Source organism: Bradyrhizobium genosp. P, from assembly GCF_049949265.1.
Classification (GTDB): Bacteria; Pseudomonadota; Alphaproteobacteria; order Rhizobiales; family Xanthobacteraceae; genus Bradyrhizobium.
The window spans coordinates 3,687,877-3,706,545 of sequence record NZ_CP188195.1 but is presented as its reverse complement, the minus strand read 5'-3'; the positions used below and the strand labels follow the sequence as shown (position 1 = coordinate 3,706,545).

Genomic DNA, 18,669 nt, shown 5'->3' with positions numbered 1-18,669 from the left:
TAGCATGCCAACCGGCAAAATTAAGATGTTCAACGAGGACAAGGGCTTTGGTTTCATAAAGCCGGACGATGGTGGCGGCGACGTTTTCTTCCACATCTCTGCCCTACGTGAGGGCGATGATATCGCGAAGGATAAGGCGGTCAGCTTCGAAGTCGGTGTCGATAAGAAGTCCGGAAAAACAAAAGCCGTCAGCGTCGATCTGATCTGACGTTGAGCATTGCGGCCGGTGCTGGCGGACGTACCCCACACCGGCCGCTTCTCAACGCTCGCCGCTAGTCTTCGGCCGCATCCATTCCAGATCCGCGCGCGATGTTGCCTTGCTATGCGTGTCGGCGCCGTACCGCACGAATACTGCATGATCATGGAAAGACGTGATGATGCCTTGCTCGAGCTTGCCACCCGGCCAGCGGTTACCCGTGTACACGACCGCGCGGCCGATGTCGTCGTTCGTCGGTTCGATCATTTTTTCACCTTCAGCGTGAAGTCTCGACCAGGCGGTGGACCGTCAGTCGACATAGGCGCCCGGCATCCTGCCGGGCAATGCCGGCGGCACCGCGGGCAATGCCGGCGGCAATCGCGGCTTCCTCTTGCGCGGCACGGGCGCGCTGATCCCGGCGCGGAATCCGAACAGCGGAAAACTAAACCATGTTCGCGTGGGCGAGATGCCGAGACGAAGCCCTTGCCCAAGGGGAATGCTGAACCAGCCGCGCATGTGCATCTCCTACTTCTTCGTCTCCAGTAACAGAACTTCTGTTAGACATATGCATCGCCAAACCGGCGCGCTTGATTTTGCAGCAGAAAATAATTTTCGGTTTTTTCCGATTACAGGCACTCTGTTGATGTTGCGTGCTAACTTTGGTCTGCCGCTCATCGAGCGAGCGGGGCCAGCCGGCCGGGGCACGTCCGGCCGACCCCTGACCCTGATCAAGGAGAACGCCATGACCAAGGCTGCAAAGAAGAATATCACCGCGTCCTTACCTAAGACACCCGTGGGAACGCCTGCGCAACTTATCGGCGACATCCCGGGCGTCCGATTTATCCTGCCGTGGGGCATTCTACAGGAGGCCGCCGAGATCATCGACGATCAAGAGAATCACATCGTTATCACGCTGCGCATTCCGAAAGAGGTGATCCGGAACTACCAGCCGCTCCTGCGCGCGCTCATCGAAATGGCGGCCGCGGACGACGATGCGCCCGCGAAGGCATCACAATGAGCGAGCGCGAAGAATATTTGGGCGACGGCTGCTACTGCAGCTTCGACGGCTATGCGATCTGGTTGCGAGCGCCACGCGAGAACGGCGATCATGTCGTCGCGCTCGAGCCTGCCATCTTCAACGCGCTCACCGCCTACGCGAGGCAAGTCTGGAAGGTGCCGGCTGATCCGCCCGCAGAGTGAAATAAGTCGCGCCCCGACGATCGGCCCCGCCTCGCCGCGGGGCCTTTCTTTTTGGGCCATGCCAGATCAAGCAGCGCGCGGCGCCTGTCGATTATTTTCCATCCTGGGCGGGGGTTGATGGCCACCCGGATCGCAGGCGCATGGGCGGCGTCCTGAAGGGCGCCCGGGCGGGCTGGTGAAAAATTAACGATCGTGATTCTATATGCCGTCGCCATGTCTCGCGAGTCGCTGGTCGAGGCCTACATCACAGCGCTGCCGTTCGCCGCGATCGCCATCATCGCGGTTCCGGGCGGCGGCTGTCGTGTCGAGACAGGCGCACCAGGCGAGATCCGCTATTTCTTCAAACCCTCTCATCTCGACCTGGTGCTCGGCGCCGCCGGCCTGGGCACCGATCCGATCGATGAGGCGCCGGCCGCTGTTGCCGAGCTAATCGAGCGCACGGCCGCAGCCATCGGCGCGCCGTTCAATACGGCCGCCGAGATCCGGGCCGCCGCGGCGGTGGAGGTCGAGAAGGTTACCGCGAGGGTCGAGGCCATGCGGCAGGCCGGCGGGCTGAAGCAGGTCAATGCCGAGTACAAAGCCTATCGGCAGGCGCAGGTCGCCAAGGCCGAGAAGGCGACTCCGTACGCTGTCTTTCTTGCGCGATTCACGGCTGGCCTCGTGCGCGATGTGGCGACGATGGGCAGGGCGATCTGACCTCACCGCCCCGTATAAATGTCCTCCGAAATGCCAATACCGGAACGACTTAGGCAGACATCTTCAGGTTTTAAATTGACTTATTTTTTCCAGAGGATATTGCTGCTCTATCACACAGATGATTCGGAAGGGGCCTCCGCCCCGCTGGTGACGACACACACAGCGGGACGGAGCCCTAACTATGTCTTCTGAAGGACGACGATCTGACACCAAAGCGGTCTTGATACGCATCCCACTCGACGTTGACGAGTGGCTCATGTACCGAGCCGAGCGCAACTGCTCAAACAGAACTTCCGAAATCGTCCGCATCGCTCGCGACGCCATGGACGCTGCGCCGCCGCTGAAGAAGGTGTCGGCCTGATGACTGGCACGGTTGAAACCACAGTACCCTCGCGCATCGCCTCACTTCATGCCGCAGAAATTGGCACCTCTGGCATCGGCGGTGATCGATATCTGATCGCCGGCCGCTTTATCTTGGATTCGGCCACTGGCGAGTGGCGCGACACCCGATCGAAAGATCGTGGGCGAACGATCCGGTCGCTGATCGCGGCATTCGAAGATGCTGTCTACGCCCCCGCGCGACGGGAAGCAGCCTGATGACGCGCGCCCTCTCCTTCACTGAAGCGTCCCTCGCCCGCGCCATCAAGGGCGTCGAGAAGGCCGGCCGCCTTGTGGTTGGCGTCAAGCCCGACGGCACCCTGATTGTCGCGGATAAGCCCGTCGATGTGGCTTCCCTTGTCCCTGCAGATGCGCAACCATCCCCGCCGCCGGCACCTCGCCGTTTCGGGGAGAAGCTACATGGTGATCACGGTGCGACTTGAAGGACTCAACATCGTGCGCGCCCGCGGGCGCTGGTACGTCTATTTCCGCGACGGTGGCGCACTGCTCAAGGGATTCGAGGGCACGCGCGCCGAGCTCCTGGCCCGCCTGGCCGAGCCGGACATGATCGGCGCCTACAATGGTCGCCGCAAGCGCGATCTCAATCGCGTCTATCCCGAGGGCACGCTGGGATCGCTGGTGGCATGGTTCAAGGCCGACTGCCCGCGCTATGCCAAGCTCGCCGACGCCACACGCAAGGACTATGACGCGGCCTATGAATGGCTGCGGCCTGAGTTCGATTGCCCGCTCGACGCCATCACCACGCCCTCGCTCTATGAGGTGCGCGATCGCTGCGCCAAGGAGAAGTGGGGCCGCTTCGCCGACAAGATGATCGCGGCGCTCTCCTCGATGTTCACACAGGCGGTCAAGCGCAACAAGATGCTGTCGAACCCATGCCTCGGCATGGACAAGGGCCACAGCGCGGATCCCAACGCCAACCGCGAATGGTATCTCGAGGAGTGGCAGGCCGCGATCGCGATCGCGCCGATGGAGATCAAGACCGCCATGATGTTGGCGCGCTATGCCGGCCTGCGCGGGCAGACCATCGTGGTGGCGAACTGGAAGCAGTACCAGCCGCACCCGCTGACCGGCATGTGCATCCGGCTCACCACGAAGAAGAACAACGAAAAGAACTTCCTGCCGGCGATGCCGGAGCTGCAAGCGTTCCTGGCCACCATCAAGGTGCGCACGCCAGACGGTCCGATCGCCCTGCGCGACGCCGGCACGCCATGGGAGAACGAGAAGGACATGCAAACCCGCGTCAGCCACTGGCTGCGCGACCAGGAGCGCGCCGGCAAGATCGGCGCCGGAACCACCCTGCACGGCCTGCGCGTCTCCTATGCCGCATGGTGGAAGCGAACCGGCGGCGCCAGCAACGCCGAGGTGGCTGATCTGCTCGGCGACAAGTCGGAAGCGATGGGCAAACACTATACCCGCCATGTCGAGCGCGAGGTCAACGTGATCCGGGCTTTCGAGCGCGCGAAAGACAAGACGTGAACAGGTTTTCCATCGATTTTGCAAAACACGAGGGAAATCCTGCAAAACATTTGCGGTAAAAAGGCAAAAAAGCTATGGAAATCAACGAAGCGGACGTGGCGGAACTGGTAGACGCAAGGGACTTAAAATCCCTCGATGGCAACGTCGTGTGGGTTCGACTCCCACCGCCCGCACCAAACATACCCTTGCTGTTCCTAGTCCGGTCATGGCGCGCTGGCTTTCCCGCTACCGCTTCGACTTCTTCACCCTCGCCTTGCTTGCCTTCGCCTTCTTGGCTCCTGCTTTCTTGGCTCCTGCCTTCTTGGCCTTTGATTTTGCGCCTTTCGCCGACTTCTTGGCCTTCGGGGTCTTAGCGGATTTCTTTGGAGATTTTTTGGAAGATTTCTTTGGAGGATTCTTTGGAGGATTCTTGGCGGCTTTCTTGACTGCTTTGTTCCCGTTGTCAGCTCCTCCACCAGCGCCGGGTCCTGCTCCAACTCCTCCGCCGCGGCGGGGCGGCACGGGCTCCTCCATCCAGAAATCCAGTTCCTGCTCTTTTCCGCCTCCGGGCTTCCAGCCGTCGAGCGAATAGATCTGATCCGGATTGCCGCCACTGCCGAGATAGCCGCGCCAGGAATAGTGATCGTAGACGCCGTTGATGTGCAATGCGTAGGCCTGGGCAAGCTTCTTGTTGCCGCGCACGATCACCAGATTCTCGTCGTTCTTCTGCGATGCGGCGACAGAGAAATTGTGCGACCCCGTGATGACGGCGCAATTGTCGGAAAACGGATCGATCACGATGGTCTTGGAATGAACGATCGCGATCATTCCCGCACTGCGCATCTGGGAAACGCTGAATTCCACGTCGGCCCATGAGGGTTGGTTCGTGGCCTGGACACCCTTCGGCAACTGGACGTCGTCATGAAAGGATTGCTTCGGAGCGCCTGATTTCACGACCTCGCCGCCGACCGAGACGATGTCACCGTTCTTGCTGGCCATCATGGTCGAAACCACGCCACGGACGTAGATATCATTCTGCTGTGCGCGGTCCAGCAGTGCGTCCAGCAGCGGCGATTGACCCGGCATGAACATCAGGAAGAGCGCGCCGTCCTTTGCGTTCTTGAGCAGATCCAGCACCGGCGTGAACTCCGCCTCACCATTGGTCGCTGCGAAGTAGACACTTATCTCGCCGTCGCTGGTCGGATTGGAATTCGAGGCCTTCAAGGCGGGCGGCATGGCGTTGCCGGCGGCAACCAGCTTGCCCCACTGATCGAGGTAACGCTTGGCGATCACGGCATTCTCGATGATCAACACGTTGTTGAGCTGTGTGCACAGCCCGGTGGTGGTCCAGTTGGTGCTGCCGGTCAGCACGCGGATCGCGTTGCCTTGCGCGTCGCTTTCGACGACGTACTTGTTGTGGACGCTGGGCGACGACCTGCCCGCATTCGACAGGTCGCGGTGCTTGACCGTCAGGCCGGCGCCACTGAGCTCGACCGCGATGTTCGGCTTGGTCGCGCTGCCATTGCCGAGCAGCACACTGCCGCGCTTTCCGAACGGCTTTAGCGCGCCGACCAGCTCCTCGTCGTTCATCTCGTAGATGGCGGCATGAACCTGGCTGCCGCGGAGGTCGGCATCGTGCAGAAAGGCCAGGATCTGGTGCAAGGCGTCGCCCGAAAGATAGCGTCGCGCCGGGGTGGACGGGTCCGAAAGGCTCTTGACGAAATTGCGCAGCGTATCGTCGGACGTATCGCCGTGCACGAAGCGGCTGACGATCTGGGACATCAGGGTGCCCCGGTTGAAATATGCCGATAGGCCGCCGCCGGCCTCACCCGAGGCAACTGCCGCGGCGGTCCAGGCCGACACCGAGGCGGGATCGGGCGTGAAAGTGCCGTTCGCGCCGTTCTTCATCGCAGTGACCTGGTACGACACGTTGTCGGTGTCAACGACGCTATGATCGGTCCAGATGCAGCGCCGGAACGGCGATTGCGTCGAGGAGATGCCAGCGTCGGCGACCGGCTTCTGGCCGGGCTGTGGCGGGATGCGGTTAGACAGCACGATCGACTGCTGCGTGATGTTGTTGCGCCGCTCGAGTTGGAAACCGACCCAGCCGTTCGACCATGTGTCCGGCTGCCATGCGATCAGGACATCATCGGCGTTCGCATAGGCCTTGACACTGATTGTCATGATCATCTCCCGAGGTTGGCCAAAATATCCAAAGGTGTGAAAGAATGGGCGCCATCCTCTCACAACTAAAGCGTGTTCTCCAGCGCTATTAACCTCTCTTTGCGAACCGGCTGTTGGAAATGAAGCCAGCTTCTCGGTCGTAGAATGGCCTCGAACGCGATCGGCCAGTTGCCGCGGTGGCGGTGTTGCCCGCCAAGCCAAGCCGATCAGTTCTACTTCCTTCCCAGCAAGGTCGATGGCGAACGTGACCCATACCGGCAGCGTGAAAAACGACGCGCCGATGCCGGCACAGGACGCCAGCGCAACCGTGGCCGCTGGGCTCTCTCCCGTCCGTCAAACGTCGAACGCTTCGTCCTGATCCATGCGCACGTTCCGCAACGCGCGGGTCTTTCGCCAATCCTGCTGCTGCGACACGTTGGCATAGGTGATCAGCAGCGACCTGCGCGGCGCCCCGCTGCAATTGCGCGTCGCACCATGCAAAAGATTGACATCGAACAGCAAGATGTCGCCGGCCTCACCTCCCACGACCTTTGCCTGCGGATATACGCCTGCGTCCTCCGCCTCGCCGCGATGCGAGCCTGGCGCGACCTGCGTGGCGCCATTCTCCGGCCCGAATGTGTCGAGGAATGCCAGCGCGGAAACCCCGTCGGTGACCTGGCGGTCGAAGCCGTCGCGATGCAGTCTTTGCGCGCCGCCGCCCGCACGCGGCTCGCGGCCCTCGACTTGCCCCAGGAAGAATGGTTGTCGCAGGATATGATGGACGGCGGCCAGCATCGCCGGCAGGCGGCAGACGTGTTGCACTGTCGCATCGAGGTCCAGCAAGGAATGCCGCCAATCGATCCCGCGGGGGGCGCCCGGCCACTTCTCCGACGGCAGCGCACCGGCCTCGAAGGCGTCGCGAAGCCGCCCGATCCAGGCCGCGGGAATAGCGCCGCGCAACAGCAGATAGCCTTGGTCGTCGAGAAGCCGCGCCTGTTCGGCGTCGAGCCGACCGACCCTGGTTCGCGTCGAAGATCCCGTCATGCTTCCCCCCCGGCGCGAAATAGTCGCGCTTCCTCCCACGATCTTCCAGGAAATGGCCGCGGTCGGCAGGTCGCGCGCAAGACCGCGCACGAGACCGCCCGCTTCAATGCTTTTGGGTCGATGCTGGATTGGCAGGCCCCACCTCACTCAAATTCCACCCCCAGCCGCCTCTCCTTCTTCCACACGATGCGGCACGCATGCCGTTCGCCGTCGACGGCAAGGACGAAGCGGTCGGGAAACCACAATGGCGAGTTGATCTCAACGCCGGCGCCCAAGGCCGAGACGCTTCGGACGGTGCACGGGATCGCTTCACTGCCGAACTCGATCGTCCCCGATTTGAGGACCCGGCGGCGCGGAGCGGCTCGACGCTCCTCGGTCGGTAACGGCCGATGCGCGCCGGTCGGCGCGGGCTTGTTGTCGTCTTCTGCCATCGACTCGTCGCGGTGTGCACTGAAGCAGGCAGTCAAATTACGGCGTGAACCTGACACCAAGCTTACAATATTTCTGCGACGTTAAGGTGCGGCAAACGACCCCGCTTGAGCTTGCATGCCAGCCACTCGCGCGAAGGATGCCTGCGGTCCGCCTCCTCCCTCGCGACATCGTAAGCCCTCAATCACCGCCTCGTGTTGCCAGGTTGTGGCGTGGTTCACAAACTGCGACGGCCTTTCATCCTAATGTCGGGGTGCCGGAATCTACGGCCGCACATTGCGCGGTCGCCACATCCCAAGCCCTGTTTTCCGTTGGAGATGAGACCATGACAATGACCGACCGAACTCATGTCGCGCGCAGTGACGTGCGTCATCACGATGCACTCGTCGTGGCTGGCTACCTGATCGCGGCGATCATCTTCTCGCTTGCGCTGTATTGGGCTGCGATGTCACGCGGCACCGCATCGGGCGATATCGCCTCGATGATCGTGTTTCCGTAGGCCGCGTCTCTTCCAACCAACACACGGAGATCGTCATGAGCGATTACGGCGACGACGCCGGCCATTGCAGCAATGGATCGAACGCGCAGAAATTCCGCGATGCGACGCCGGAGGAGCACGCAACCTATCGACGATGGATCCGCGGAACGGCTGTCGTCTATACCGTCGTCGTGCTGGCGGCCGGCATTCTCGCCTTGATCAGCACCGCACACGTCGGCCCCATCGAACTCAGCAGCCTGTCGACCCACGGTCCTGCCAGATCGGCGGAGGACAATTGGGCAAAAGCACACTTCTAGGCAAGGTGACTTCGTCTCCGGTCGCGACCGGCTGGAACGCCTCGGCCGCAAGGTGGCGCTCCGCCTGCCCGTAAGATGCGCGACCGCCACGACTGACGCGCACCAGTCGTACGGGAGCAGTGTGCCGCGAACATGAAACGGAAATGGCCGGGACGAGCCCGGCCATTCTGCGTTCTCGGATGAGCCTCGCGCCCTACTCCGACTTGTCGATATTCCAGAAGATCGGCGTCGCCGGCCCGTCGAGCACGCCGGTGAGCGACTTCCGCCACGCGCTCGGCCCGAAAAACTGTCCGAGCGGAACATAGATCACCTGATCGTAGACTTCCTTCTGGATATTCGCGGCGATCTTCTTCTGCTCGTCCGGGGTCGACGCGCGCGCAAAGGCGTCGCGCATCGCTTCGATCTTCTCGTCTTTCGACCAGCCGAACCAGCCGCCATTCTCGCCCCTGCCGCCGATCGAAACATTGACGACGGGGTTGATCACGTCTGCGGCGACCCAGTTGGTAAAGAACATGTTCCAGCCGCCGTCCTTGATGGGCTTCTTGTTGGTACGGCGGCTAACTACGGTTCCCCAGTCGGTGGCCTGGACATCGACCTTGAAGCCGGCTTCGCGCAACTGCTGCGCCACCACGATCGGCTGCGCCTTCAGCGACACGACATCGCCCGGCGCCATGATCACGATCGGCGTACCGTCGTAGCCGGACTCGGCGAGCAGCTTTTTCGCTTCCGCCATGCCGTTGCCCTTGATCAATGATTCTGCGCCGACATCGGTCGCCAGCGGGGTGCCGCAAACGAAGACCGCGCCGCAGACCTGGTAGTATTTGGGATTGCCGACCAGCGCATCCAGCACGTCCTTCTGGTTCATCGCCATGAAAGCGGCACGGCGCACCTTGACGTTATCAAAAGGTGGCTGGAGAAAGTTCATGCGCCCGAGCGTCTGGAGACCGAGCTTGTTCAGCGTCTCGACCTTGAGGTCCGGGTTGCCTTCCAGCACCGGCAAAATGTCGTAAGACGGCGCTTCCATGAAATCGATATCGCCGGATTGCAGCGCGTTGACCGCGGTCTGCGCGTCCGGCATCGTGATCCATTCGACGCGATCGACCTTCACCACCTTGCCGCCAGAGGTCCAGCTCGGCGGCTCCTTGCGCGGCACGTAATCGGTGTTCTTCTCAAACACCGCCTTCACGCCGGGCTGGAATTCTCCGGGCACGAACTTGAAGGGACCGGATCCGATCAACTCCGGAAGCGGCTTGTCGGGCGGCGAGTCAGCCAGGCGCTTCGGCATCATGAAGGGCACGAAGGACGACGGTTTTCCGATCGATTCCAGGACCAGTCCGTAGGGCTCTTTCAGCTTCAGCACGATCGTCTTGGCGTCGGGAGCGTCCAGGCTCGCGGTGAAATCCATCAGCTTCTGGCCCATGCCGTCGGCCTTGCCCCAGCGCTTCAGCGACGCCACGCAATCGTCCGCCGTGACCGGTGTGCCGTCGTGCCACTTCAGGCCGTCGCGCAGCGTGAAAGTATAGGTGAGCTTGTCGTCGGACACCTTCCATTCCGCCATCTGCGGCTGGATCTTGAAGTTGGCGTCCTCGGCCAACAGCGTGTCGAAGATCATGTAGCCGAAATCGCGCACGATGTAGGCGGTCGTCATCATCCCGGGAGTACGCAGATCAGCGTGCATCACCGCGGTGATGGTCTTGCCCGCTGCCATGGCCTGCGGCGCAAACGACAGCGCGAGCGCCGACAACGCCGCCGCTATCGTGCGATGCTTCCAACGCGACTTCTGGAACATTCGATTCTCTCCTGAGGTGAAACTGGTCAAAGCCGGCTTATTCGTTATGCAAGCAGTTCGTTATTTAGGCGGACTAACATGCTGTGCGGCTTGTGAAATCAAGACTTGTGGATTCAAGACTTGCATCAAGCATGATGCGCGTCAATCCGGTTTTGGTCGGGATCGGACGCATACAAATGAATGAGACGGCGCGACGTATTTGACTTTACAAAATCGCCGCCGCCGACTTTCGTAGCGCACGCGATGCCAACGAACCAAGAGAGAAAATCCATGAACCCAGCCAATCTTCCCTTTGATTCCGAAACGATGCTGCAGGGTCTGCGCGGCTGGGTGGAATGCGAAAGTCCGACCTGGGATGCGGGAGCGGTTGAGCGCATGCTCGACCTCGCCGCGCGCGAGATGGCGATCATGGGCGCGACCATCGAACGCATCGCAGGCCGGCAGGGTTTTGCCGGCTGCGTTCGCGCCCGCTTTCCGCATCCGAGGCAAGGCCAGCCCGGAATCCTGATCGCCGGACACCTCGACACCGTGCATCCGGTCGGCACCATCGAGAAGCTCTCATGGCGGCGCGAGGGCAACAAATGTTTCGGCCCCGGCATCTTCGACATGAAGGGCGGCAACTATCTGTCGCTCGAGGCCATACGGCAACTGGCGCGCGCCTCCTTCATGACGCCGCTGCCGATCACCGTGCTGTTCACGCCCGATGAAGAGGTCGGCACGCCGTCGACCCGCGACATCATCGAGGCGGAAGCCGCGCGCAACAAATATGTGCTGGTGCCGGAGCCGGGCCGACCGAACAACGGCGTCGTCACCGGACGCTACGCGATCGCGCGCTTCAATCTCGAAGCGACCGGCAAGCCGAGCCATGCCGGCGCGACGCTGTCCTCCGGACGCTCCGCGATCCGCGAGATGGCCCGGCAGATCGTCGCCATCGACGGCATGACCACCGAGGACTGCACCTTCTCAGTCGGCATCGTGCATGGCGGCCAATGGGTCAATTGCGTTGCCACAACCTGCACCGGCGAAGCCCTCAGCATGGCCAAGCGCCAGGCCGATCTCGATCGTGGTGTTGAACGGATGCTGGCGCTGTCGGGCACCGCCAACGACGTGACGTTTAAGGTGACGCGCGGCGTCACCCGCCCGGTCTGGGAGCCGAACGCCGGCACCATGGCGCTCTATGAAAAAGCCAAGGGTCTCGCCAGGGAGATGGGCCTCGATTTGCCGCATGGCAGCGCCGGCGGCGGCTCCGACGGCAATTTCACCGGCGCGATGGGCATCCCCACCCTCGACGGGCTCGGCGTTCGCGGCGCCGATGCGCATACGCTCAATGAACATATCGAGGTTGACAGCCTTGCCGAGCGCGGCCGCCTGATGGCGGCACTGCTGGCGACGCTGGAGTGAGATCAATTTGCACTGCACAATGCGTCGGCACAGCCGGACCGAAATTTAGCCTTGTCCAGTTTTAAGGCTTCGCCTAGGGTCCGGCCGTCCAACGCGACGATGCGGGAGAGATCGCAGCGAATGCGCAAGCGTTCGCTTCGGCGCCGACGGAGCAACCGCCCCGGAAACTCTCAGGCAAAAGGACGGTATCGTCAGGACGATCTGGAGAGAGACGACATGGCCATACATCATGGGCCGTGACGTCCACCGAAGGGGATAGTCCGCAGCCGGGCCTCGGCCCAATGCGGATCAAGCTCTCAGGTACCGTGACAGATGGGGCGCCGCCACCGGTTTTTTCCGGCGGTTCGGCGACTCTCACACACGGGAACCAAGAGACCATCATGCCTCACATTGCCATTATTGGCGCCGGTATCACCGGCGTGACGACTGCCTATGCCCTGCTCGAACGCGGCTACCAGGTGACTGTCCTCGACAGGCATCGCTACGCGGGGATGGAGACCTCGTTCGCCAACGGCGGACAACTCTCCGCCAGCAATGCCGAAGTCTGGAACAGCGCCGCGACCATCCTCAAGGGGCTGCGCTGGATGCTCAGAAGCGACGCGCCGCTGCTGATGAATCCGAAGCCGAGCTGGCACAAATATTCCTGGATGGGTGAGTTTGTCGGCAGCATCGGCCGCTATCGCGCCAACACCATCGCAACGACGCGGCTCGCCATCGAAGCGCGGCGGCATTTGTTTGCCATCGCCGAGCGCGAGAAGATCACCTTCGATCTCGAGCGCCGCGGTATCCTCCATATCTGTCATGACAAGGCCGGCTTCGACGCAGGCCTGCGTGTCAACGCGCTGCTTCAGCAAGGCGGCCTCGACCGCCGGCCTGTGACGCCGGACGAAATCCGTATCATCGAACCCGCGCTGCAATCGGCCTGCTATGGCGGCTTCTTCACGCCGTCGGATGCAACCGGCGATATCCACAAATTCACTCGTGGATTGGCCGACGCCTGCGTCCGCCGCGGCGCGACCTTCGTCCATGAAGCCGACGTCGATGCGATATCCCGCACCGGCGAGGGCTTCCACATCGGCTGGAATGATACGGCATCGCAGGACGCCGCGGCGCCGACACGACAAGACCTGCAGGCGGACGGCATCGTCATCTGCGCCGGTGTCGCGAGCCGCCACTTCGCCGCCATGCTCAACGAGCGCGTGAACGTCTATCCGGTGAAGGGTTATTCGATCACGGTGCAGCTCGATGCGCCGCAGAGCCAGCAGGCCGCGCCGTTCGTTAGCCTGCTCGATGAGGCCGCGAAGATCGTCACCAGCCGGCTTGGCGCCGACCGCTTCCGAGTCGCCGGCACCGCTGAGTTCAACGGCTTCAACCGCGATATACGTGCCGACCGTATCCAGCCACTTGTGGACTGGGTGCGGCATCATTTTCCCGAGGTCGACACGTCGAAGATCGTGCCATGGGCGGGCCTGCGGCCGATGATGCCGAACATGATGCCGGTCGCTCGCGCCGGACGCATTCCGGGCGTGTTCTACAACACCGGTCACGGCCATCTCGGCTGGACCCTGTCGGCCGCCACAGCACAGATGGTTGCCGAGGCGATCGACGACTGGCGCGACCTTTGCGCGCCCTCAATGGTGCCGTCGCAGGCCGATACGACCGAGACTACCCACGCAGCTTTCCTCTAATTTGCTGGTCGAAGCGAGAGAATATGAGCGTACGCGCCTGTGGCCAAGTCGGAATTCGCTGAGAACCACCGAGTGACAAGGATTAGCTTTACGATGGGAAGAAGCGAGTCATCTCAGGAGCGGACAATGCGCCTTGCGGCAGCGCGCACGCATGTCACGGCGGCCCATACCGAGGCCGGCAAGCTTCCGTATGGGGCGCAAGGAAAGGCGAGACATGACAACTGAGACGTTGACCAAGCCGGATCAGATTGCCGGCGAGCTATGTGCGGCCGTCGATCGAAACTTCGACGATCAGATCGCGTTCCTGTCACGTATGGTGCAGTTCCGCAGCTTGCGCGGACAGGAAGCCCCGCAACAGCTTTGGCTGGCCGAGCAGTTCGCAAAACGCAACTACGACGTCGATGCGTTCAGCCTTGCGGACGTCAACTTGATGAGCCACCCGAAGGCCGCACCAATGGACGGCATCGATCTTGCCGGATCGCAGCAGGTTGTCGCGACGATCGACAGCAAAGGCGGCGGGCGCAGTCTGATCTTGCAAGGTCATATCGACGTGGTGCCGGAGGGACCCGCTGACCTTTGGGACCTGCCGCCGTTCGCGGCTGAAATGCGCGACGGCTGGATGTTCGGGCGCGGTGCACAGGACATGAAAGCCGGTGTCTCGGCCATGATCTTCGCGCTCGATGCTTTCAGAGGCGCCGGCTATTCGCCGAACGGCCGCGTCCATCTGCAGACCGTTACCGAGGAGGAGAGCACAGGCAACGGCGCGCTATCGACTCTGATGCGCGGCTATCGCGCCGACGCCTGCCTCATTCCCGAACCCACCGGCCACACGCTCACGCGCGCCCAGGTCGGGGCGATCTGGTTTCGCCTGCGCGTGCGCGGCACACCGGTGCATGTCGCCTATTCCGAGAGCGGCACCAGCGCCATCCTGTCGGCGATGCATCTGGTGCGTGCGTTCCAGGACTACACCAAAACGCTCAACACAAGGGCGCTCGACAACAGCTGGTTCCGTGGCGTCAAAAATCCGATCAAGTTCAACGTCGGCATTATCAAGGGAGGCGACTGGGCAAGTTCGACCGCGGCCTGGTGCGAGCTGGATTGCCGGCTCGGCCTGCTGCCGGGCGAGACACCGCGAGAGGCGATGCGTGGCATCGAGGAATGCCTGGCCGAGGCGCACAAGGCCGACGACTTCCTGTCCGACAACCCGGCCGAACTGGTGTGGAGCGGTTTTCAGGCGGACCCGGCGGTGTGCGAGCCCGGCAGCGAAGCGGAAGCGGCTCTGTCGGCCGCCCATCAATCTGTCTTCAAGCCCCCGATGGAGGAGCGCCTGTCCACGGCCGTCAACGACACCCGCTACTATTGTGTCGACTACGGCATCCCTGCGCTTTGCTATGGCCCTTACGGCATCGGCCCACATGCGTTCAACGAACGTGTCGAGCTCGCTAGCCTTCGCAAGATAACGCAGAGCATCGCGCTGTTCGTGGCCAACTGGTGCGGAGTGGTGAGAATGTGAACGGAGCTATCGCTTCAGGTCGATGCCCCCTACACGATAAGCAATTCGAGATAGCAGCTTCAGATGAGAAGGAGGAGACGATTGAGACCCGTCAAGACGGCGCAAGCACTGACGTCACATCGCGTTCCCCGGGCTGCAAACGGCCCGAATCGCGCCTTGATGTAACGCTGCCATTGGCACAATATTTGCCTGCAAATTCATCACTTTTCGCGCTAAGCTTCAGAGCAAAGACGCAGAAGCGCACGACACAGATCACGGGGACACCATGAGTATGATGCGGCCCAGTCTTGGCTTCGCAGCGTCTGGCGAAAGGAGATAGCAACGATGCTCGGCTATCTCATTCGCCGCATCCTTGCTGCCATTCCCGTGATGGGCGTGGTGGCACTGTTTGTGTTCCTGCTGTTGCGGCTGACGCCGGGCGATCCCGCCGCGATTCTCGCCGGCGACAACGCGACGCCCGCGCAGCTCGAGCGGATCAGGACCTCGCTCGGGCTGAACGAACCGATCTATGTTCAGTTCTACACCTGGATTGGCAAACTGCTGCACGGTGATCTCGGCGTCTCGCTGATCTCCAACGTGCCGGTGCTGAAGATGATCGGCCAGCGCGTCGAGCCGTCGATCTCGGTCGCCCTGACCACCCTCGTGCTGTCGATCCTGGTCGCCGTGCCGCTCGGCGTAATTGCGGCATGGAAGCATGGCACATGGATCGACCGCTGCGTGATGGGTCTGTCCGTGCTCGGCTTCTCCGTGCCGGTGTTCGTGATCGGCTACGTGCTGATCCAGGTGTTTGCAATCGATCTGCGCTGGGTTCCGGTGCAAGGCTTCAAGAGCATCACGGCCGGCTTCGGCCCGTTCTTCGAGCGCATCATTCTGCCGACCTGCACCCTCGCCTTCATCTACGTCGCGCTGATCGCACGCATGACGCGCGCCTCGATGCTCGACGTGCTGGGCGAGGATTACGTGCGCACCGCCCGCGCCAAGGGGATCGGCGAGACCGGCGTGCTGCTGCGCCATGCGCTGCGCAACGCCGCGGTGCCCGTGATCACCGTGATTGGCTCCGGCTTCGCGCTGCTGATATCAGGCGTCGTCGTCACCGAGAGCGTGTTCAACCTGCCCGGCATCGGCCGCCTCACCGTCGATGCGGTGCTGGCGCGTGATTACCCGGTGATCCAGGCGATGATCCTGCTGACGTCAGGCATCTATGTCGGGGTCAACCTGCTGATCGACCTCTCCTACATCCTGCTCGATCCTCGTATCCGGTACTGAGCAATGGCGATCGAAACCCTCCCCGAGTCCTCGATTCCGATCACCCGACCGTTCCGGCTGAGGTTCGGCTTCCTCACGGCGACGCCGATCATCGCGGTCGCGACGATCTGCCTCACGCTCATCATCCTGATGGCGATCTTCGCGCCGCTGCTGGCCCCGCACGATCCGCTGCTGCTGGTGCCGGCGCAACGGCTGAAACCGTCAAGCTCGCAATTCCTGCTCGGCACCGACGGCTACGGCCGCGACGTGCTGTCGCGCATCATCTACGGCGCGCGGATTTCGCTCCTGATCGGAATCGGCAGCGCGGTCTGCGCGGTCGGCTTCGGACTCCTGATCGGCCTTGTCTCTGGATTTTTCAGATGGGTCGATGCCGTATTGATGCGGGTGATGGACGGCTTGATGGCGATCCCCGCCATCCTGCTCGCGATCGCCGTGGTGTCGCTGTCGGGCGCCAGCATCTGGACCGTGATGATTGCGATCATGATCCCCGAAATCCCGCGTGTGGCACGGCTGGTGCGCTCGGTGGTGCTGACCGCGCGCGAGGAGCCCTATGTGGAGGCCGCGATCTCGGTCGGCTCCAGCCTGCCCAAGATCATGTGGCGCCATCTGATGCCGAACACGATCGCTCCGTTGATCGTGCAAGGCACCTATGTCTGCGCGTCTGCGATCCTCACCGAGGCGATCCTGTCGTTCCTCGGCGCCGGCATCTCGCCGGAAACGCCGACCTGGGGCAACATCATGGCCGAAGGCCGCGCCTATTTTCAGATCAAGCCGTCGCTGATCTTCTGGCCCGGCCTTCTACTCTCGATCGCCATCCTCAGCATCAACCTGATCGGCGACGCCGCCCGCGACGCGCTCGATCCCCGCATGAAACAGCGTGAGGGCAAGTGACCGCAGCCAATCCGACCACCAACGTCGTCCTCGACATCAACAATCTCGTCGTCAGTCTCGGCAACAGGGCAGGCAGTCCCCGCATCATCGACGACCTCTCGGTGCAGGTGCACGAAGGCGAAACGCTGTGCCTCGTCGGCGAAAGCGGCTCGGGCAAATCCGTGACCTCGTTGACGGTGATGGGCCTGTTGCAGAAGGGCACGCTGGTTCCCTCCGGCGGCAGCGTCAAGCTGGTCGGCGAGGAACTGCTAGGGGCCACCGACCGGCGGCTGCGCCAGTTGCGCGCCACGCGGATGGCGATGATCTTTCAGGAGCCGATGACCGCGCTCAATCCGGTGGTGCCGGTTGGCCGCCAGATCGACGAGGTGCTGCGCACCCACACCGATCTCGATGCCCGTACGCGGCGGCAGAAGATCCTGGTCATGATGGAACATGTGCGGCTGCCGGACGTGGCGCGCATCTTCTCCTCCTTCCCTCATCGCCTCTCGGGCGGGCAGCGCCAGCGCATCATGATCGCGATGGCGCTGGTGCTCGAGCCAAAGCTCCTGATCGCGGACGAGCCGACCACGGCGCTCGACGTAACCACGCAGAAACAGATTCTCGCCTTGATCCGTGACCTGCAGCGCGACCACGGCACTGCCGTGCTCTTCATCACCCACGACATGGGCGTGGTCGCCGAAATCGCCGACCGGGTCGCGGTAATGCGGCATGGCCGGCTGGTCGAGACCGGCAAGCTCGACGATATCTTGCGCTCGCCCAAGATGGACTACACCCGCAATTTGTTGTCGGCGGTGCCGAGCCTCGTGCCACGCGCGCCACGGGAGGCGACGACCGAGCCGGTGGTGCTGGAGGCCAACGAGCTCGGCAAGGTCTACCGGGAACGATCCCTGTTCGGCAAATCCCGCGAGGTCGCCGCCGCGCAGAACGTCACCCTCACCTTGCGCAAGGGCCGCACCCTCGGCATCGTCGGCGAAAGCGGCTCCGGCAAATCGACGGTGGCGCGCTGCATCGTCCGCCTGATCGACCCGACCTCCGGCGGCGTGCGCCTGGCCGGCCGCGAGATCTCCGAATTGTCGCGGCGGCTGCTGCAGCCGCATCGCAAGAAGATCCAGATCATCTTCCAGGATCCTTACCGCTCCCTCAATCCCCGCGTCACGGTCGGCGAAAGCATCGCGGAAGGCCCGATCAATTACGGCACACCGCGCAAGGACGCGCTTAGCCGGGCGCGCGAGCTGCTCGAACTGGTCCACCTGCCGCCCGACGCCATCTCGCGTTTTCCGCACCAATTCTCCGGCGGCCAGCGCCAGCGCATCGCGATCGCACGCGCACTGGCGCTCGATCCGGACGTGCTGGTGGCGGACGAAGCGGTGTCCGCGCTCGACGTGTCGGTACAGGCGCAGGTGCTGGACCTGCTCGACGAAATCCAGAAGCGGCTCGGCATCGCGCTCTTGTTCATCACGCATGATCTGCGCGTCGCGGCACAGATCTGTGACGATGTCGTGGTGATGCAGCATGGCCGCGTCGTGGAACAGGGACCGGCAGCCGAAGTGCTGACCAATCCGCAGCAGGCCTACACCCGCGCCTTGCTCGACGCCGCCCCCGGCCGCGGCTGGGACTTTGCGAATTTCCGCCCGGTTTCGGAAGGCGTCGTAGCAACCGCGTAATCCTTTAGCCTTAGGTCATTCGAAGGTTGCGCCATTCGAAGCCTTGGGCCATTCGAAGCCTTGGGCCATTCGTTACGCCC

The 18,669-nt window shown here is 62.6% G+C and carries 21 protein-coding genes, 1 tRNA gene and 2 riboswitches; of the genes, 16 read left to right on the top strand and 6 right to left on the bottom strand.

The features are described 5' to 3' along the window. Positions 1 to 4 precede the first annotated feature (4 nt). Complete coding sequence (locus tag ACP2YO_RS17970) at positions 5 to 208, top strand: cold-shock protein (protein WP_426442033.1); 204 nt, start codon at positions 5 to 7, stop codon at positions 206 to 208. A 51-nt stretch (positions 209 to 259) separates the two neighbouring features. Here the strand turns inward: ACP2YO_RS17970 and ACP2YO_RS17965 are convergent, their stop codons facing one another. Next, positions 260 to 463, bottom strand: coding sequence for a hypothetical protein (locus tag ACP2YO_RS17965; RefSeq protein WP_426442032.1), 204 nt, complete (start codon positions 461 to 463; stop codon positions 260 to 262). Between the two features lie 42 nt (positions 464 to 505). Beyond that, positions 506 to 712 carry a hypothetical protein gene (locus ACP2YO_RS17960; protein WP_426442031.1) on the bottom strand — a complete coding sequence of 69 codons (207 nt, stop codon included), beginning with the start codon at positions 710 to 712 and terminating at the stop codon, positions 506 to 508. Here ACP2YO_RS17960 and ACP2YO_RS17955 point away from each other — a divergent pair. The 7 genes from ACP2YO_RS17955 (at position 711) to ACP2YO_RS17925 (ending at position 4,143) form a co-directional block, all read left to right on the top strand. After that, positions 711 to 1,214: a hypothetical protein gene (locus tag ACP2YO_RS17955; protein ID WP_426442030.1), complete on the top strand. Its 504-nt coding sequence runs from the start codon at positions 711 to 713 to the stop codon at positions 1,212 to 1,214. The two genes, ACP2YO_RS17960 and ACP2YO_RS17955, sit on opposite strands and share 2 nt — an antisense overlap. Continuing rightward, positions 1,211 to 1,396, top strand: a complete 186-nt coding sequence (locus tag ACP2YO_RS17950) for a hypothetical protein (protein ID WP_426442029.1) — start codon at positions 1,211 to 1,213, stop codon at positions 1,394 to 1,396. Before ACP2YO_RS17955 ends, ACP2YO_RS17950 begins: the two co-directional genes overlap by 4 nt. A 213-nt stretch (positions 1,397 to 1,609) precedes the next feature. Then, on the top strand, positions 1,610 to 2,092 hold the full coding sequence (locus tag ACP2YO_RS17945) for a hypothetical protein (protein ID WP_426442028.1): 483 nt from the start codon (positions 1,610 to 1,612) through the stop codon (positions 2,090 to 2,092). A 360-nt stretch (positions 2,093 to 2,452) separates the two neighbouring features. Continuing rightward, positions 2,453 to 2,689, top strand: a complete 237-nt coding sequence (locus ACP2YO_RS17940; RefSeq protein ID WP_426442027.1) for a hypothetical protein — start codon at positions 2,453 to 2,455, stop codon at positions 2,687 to 2,689. Then, positions 2,689 to 2,913 carry a hypothetical protein gene (locus ACP2YO_RS17935; RefSeq protein WP_426442026.1) on the top strand — a complete coding sequence of 75 codons (225 nt, stop codon included), beginning with the start codon at positions 2,689 to 2,691 and terminating at the stop codon, positions 2,911 to 2,913. The genes ACP2YO_RS17940 and ACP2YO_RS17935 overlap by 1 nt, the downstream gene beginning before the upstream one ends. Further along, positions 2,891 to 3,967: a tyrosine-type recombinase/integrase gene (locus tag ACP2YO_RS17930; protein WP_426442025.1), complete on the top strand. Its 1,077-nt coding sequence runs from the start codon at positions 2,891 to 2,893 to the stop codon at positions 3,965 to 3,967. Before ACP2YO_RS17935 ends, ACP2YO_RS17930 begins: the two co-directional genes overlap by 23 nt. Positions 3,968 to 4,056: 89 nt before the next feature. Then, positions 4,057 to 4,143, top strand: a tRNA-Leu gene (locus ACP2YO_RS17925). Between the two features lie 49 nt (positions 4,144 to 4,192). Here ACP2YO_RS17925 and ACP2YO_RS17920 read toward each other — a convergent pair. From ACP2YO_RS17920 to ACP2YO_RS17910, 3 genes are all read right to left on the bottom strand, one after another. Continuing rightward, the gene (locus ACP2YO_RS17920) at positions 4,193 to 6,130 is read right to left on the bottom strand and encodes a phospholipase D-like domain-containing protein (protein WP_426442024.1); all 1,938 of its coding nucleotides are present in this window, start codon (positions 6,128 to 6,130) and stop codon (positions 4,193 to 4,195) included. 333 nt (positions 6,131 to 6,463) lie between these two features. Next, on the bottom strand, positions 6,464 to 7,153 hold the full coding sequence (locus ACP2YO_RS17915; RefSeq protein ID WP_426442023.1) for a phytanoyl-CoA dioxygenase family protein: 690 nt from the start codon (positions 7,151 to 7,153) through the stop codon (positions 6,464 to 6,466). Positions 7,154 to 7,296: 143 nt separating this feature from the next. Next, a complete protein-coding gene (locus tag ACP2YO_RS17910; protein WP_426442022.1) occupies positions 7,297 to 7,584 on the bottom strand; it encodes a PilZ domain-containing protein in 288 nt (95 codons plus the stop codon). A 323-nt stretch (positions 7,585 to 7,907) separates the two neighbouring features. On the opposite strand from ACP2YO_RS17910, the gene ACP2YO_RS17905 reads away from it, so the two are divergent. Together ACP2YO_RS17905 and ACP2YO_RS17900 are read left to right on the top strand one after the other, a co-directional pair. After that, positions 7,908 to 8,081: a hypothetical protein gene (locus ACP2YO_RS17905; protein WP_426442021.1), complete on the top strand. Its 174-nt coding sequence runs from the start codon at positions 7,908 to 7,910 to the stop codon at positions 8,079 to 8,081. Positions 8,082 to 8,116: 35 nt separating this feature from the next. Next, the gene (locus tag ACP2YO_RS17900; RefSeq protein WP_426442020.1) at positions 8,117 to 8,377 is read left to right on the top strand and encodes a hypothetical protein; all 261 of its coding nucleotides are present in this window, start codon (positions 8,117 to 8,119) and stop codon (positions 8,375 to 8,377) included. A 193-nt stretch (positions 8,378 to 8,570) separates the two neighbouring features. Here the strand turns inward: ACP2YO_RS17900 and ACP2YO_RS17895 are convergent, their stop codons facing one another. Beyond that, positions 8,571 to 10,166: an ABC transporter substrate-binding protein gene (locus tag ACP2YO_RS17895; protein ID WP_426442019.1), complete on the bottom strand. Its 1,596-nt coding sequence runs from the start codon at positions 10,164 to 10,166 to the stop codon at positions 8,571 to 8,573. 270 nt (positions 10,167 to 10,436) lie between these two features. Here ACP2YO_RS17895 and ACP2YO_RS17890 point away from each other — a divergent pair, with 270 nt between their 5' ends. From ACP2YO_RS17890 to ACP2YO_RS17865, 6 genes are all read left to right on the top strand, one after another. Then, positions 10,437 to 11,567 carry a M20/M25/M40 family metallo-hydrolase gene (locus tag ACP2YO_RS17890; protein WP_426442018.1) on the top strand — a complete coding sequence of 377 codons (1,131 nt, stop codon included), beginning with the start codon at positions 10,437 to 10,439 and terminating at the stop codon, positions 11,565 to 11,567. 92 nt (positions 11,568 to 11,659) lie between these two features. Next, positions 11,660 to 11,763, top strand: a riboswitch (glycine riboswitch). A 3-nt stretch (positions 11,764 to 11,766) separates the two neighbouring features. Then, positions 11,767 to 11,881: riboswitch (glycine riboswitch) on the top strand. 66 nt (positions 11,882 to 11,947) lie between these two features. Next, complete coding sequence (locus ACP2YO_RS17885; protein ID WP_426442017.1) at positions 11,948 to 13,255, top strand: D-amino acid dehydrogenase; 1,308 nt, start codon at positions 11,948 to 11,950, stop codon at positions 13,253 to 13,255. Positions 13,256 to 13,469: 214 nt separating this feature from the next. Continuing rightward, entirely contained in the window at positions 13,470 to 14,768 is a 1,299-nt protein-coding gene (locus ACP2YO_RS17880; RefSeq protein WP_426442016.1) for an ArgE/DapE family deacylase, read from the top strand. 324 nt (positions 14,769 to 15,092) lie between these two features. Beyond that, positions 15,093 to 16,034 carry an ABC transporter permease gene (locus ACP2YO_RS17875; protein ID WP_426442015.1) on the top strand — a complete coding sequence of 314 codons (942 nt, stop codon included), beginning with the start codon at positions 15,093 to 15,095 and terminating at the stop codon, positions 16,032 to 16,034. Between the two features lie 3 nt (positions 16,035 to 16,037). Next, complete coding sequence (locus tag ACP2YO_RS17870; RefSeq protein ID WP_426442014.1) at positions 16,038 to 16,925, top strand: ABC transporter permease; 888 nt, start codon at positions 16,038 to 16,040, stop codon at positions 16,923 to 16,925. Then, positions 16,922 to 18,589 (top strand): ABC transporter ATP-binding protein, encoded by a 1,668-nt coding sequence (locus tag ACP2YO_RS17865; RefSeq protein WP_426442013.1) that lies wholly within the window; start codon positions 16,922 to 16,924, stop codon positions 18,587 to 18,589. Before ACP2YO_RS17870 ends, ACP2YO_RS17865 begins: the two co-directional genes overlap by 4 nt. The last annotated feature ends 80 nt before the right edge of the window (positions 18,590 to 18,669 follow it).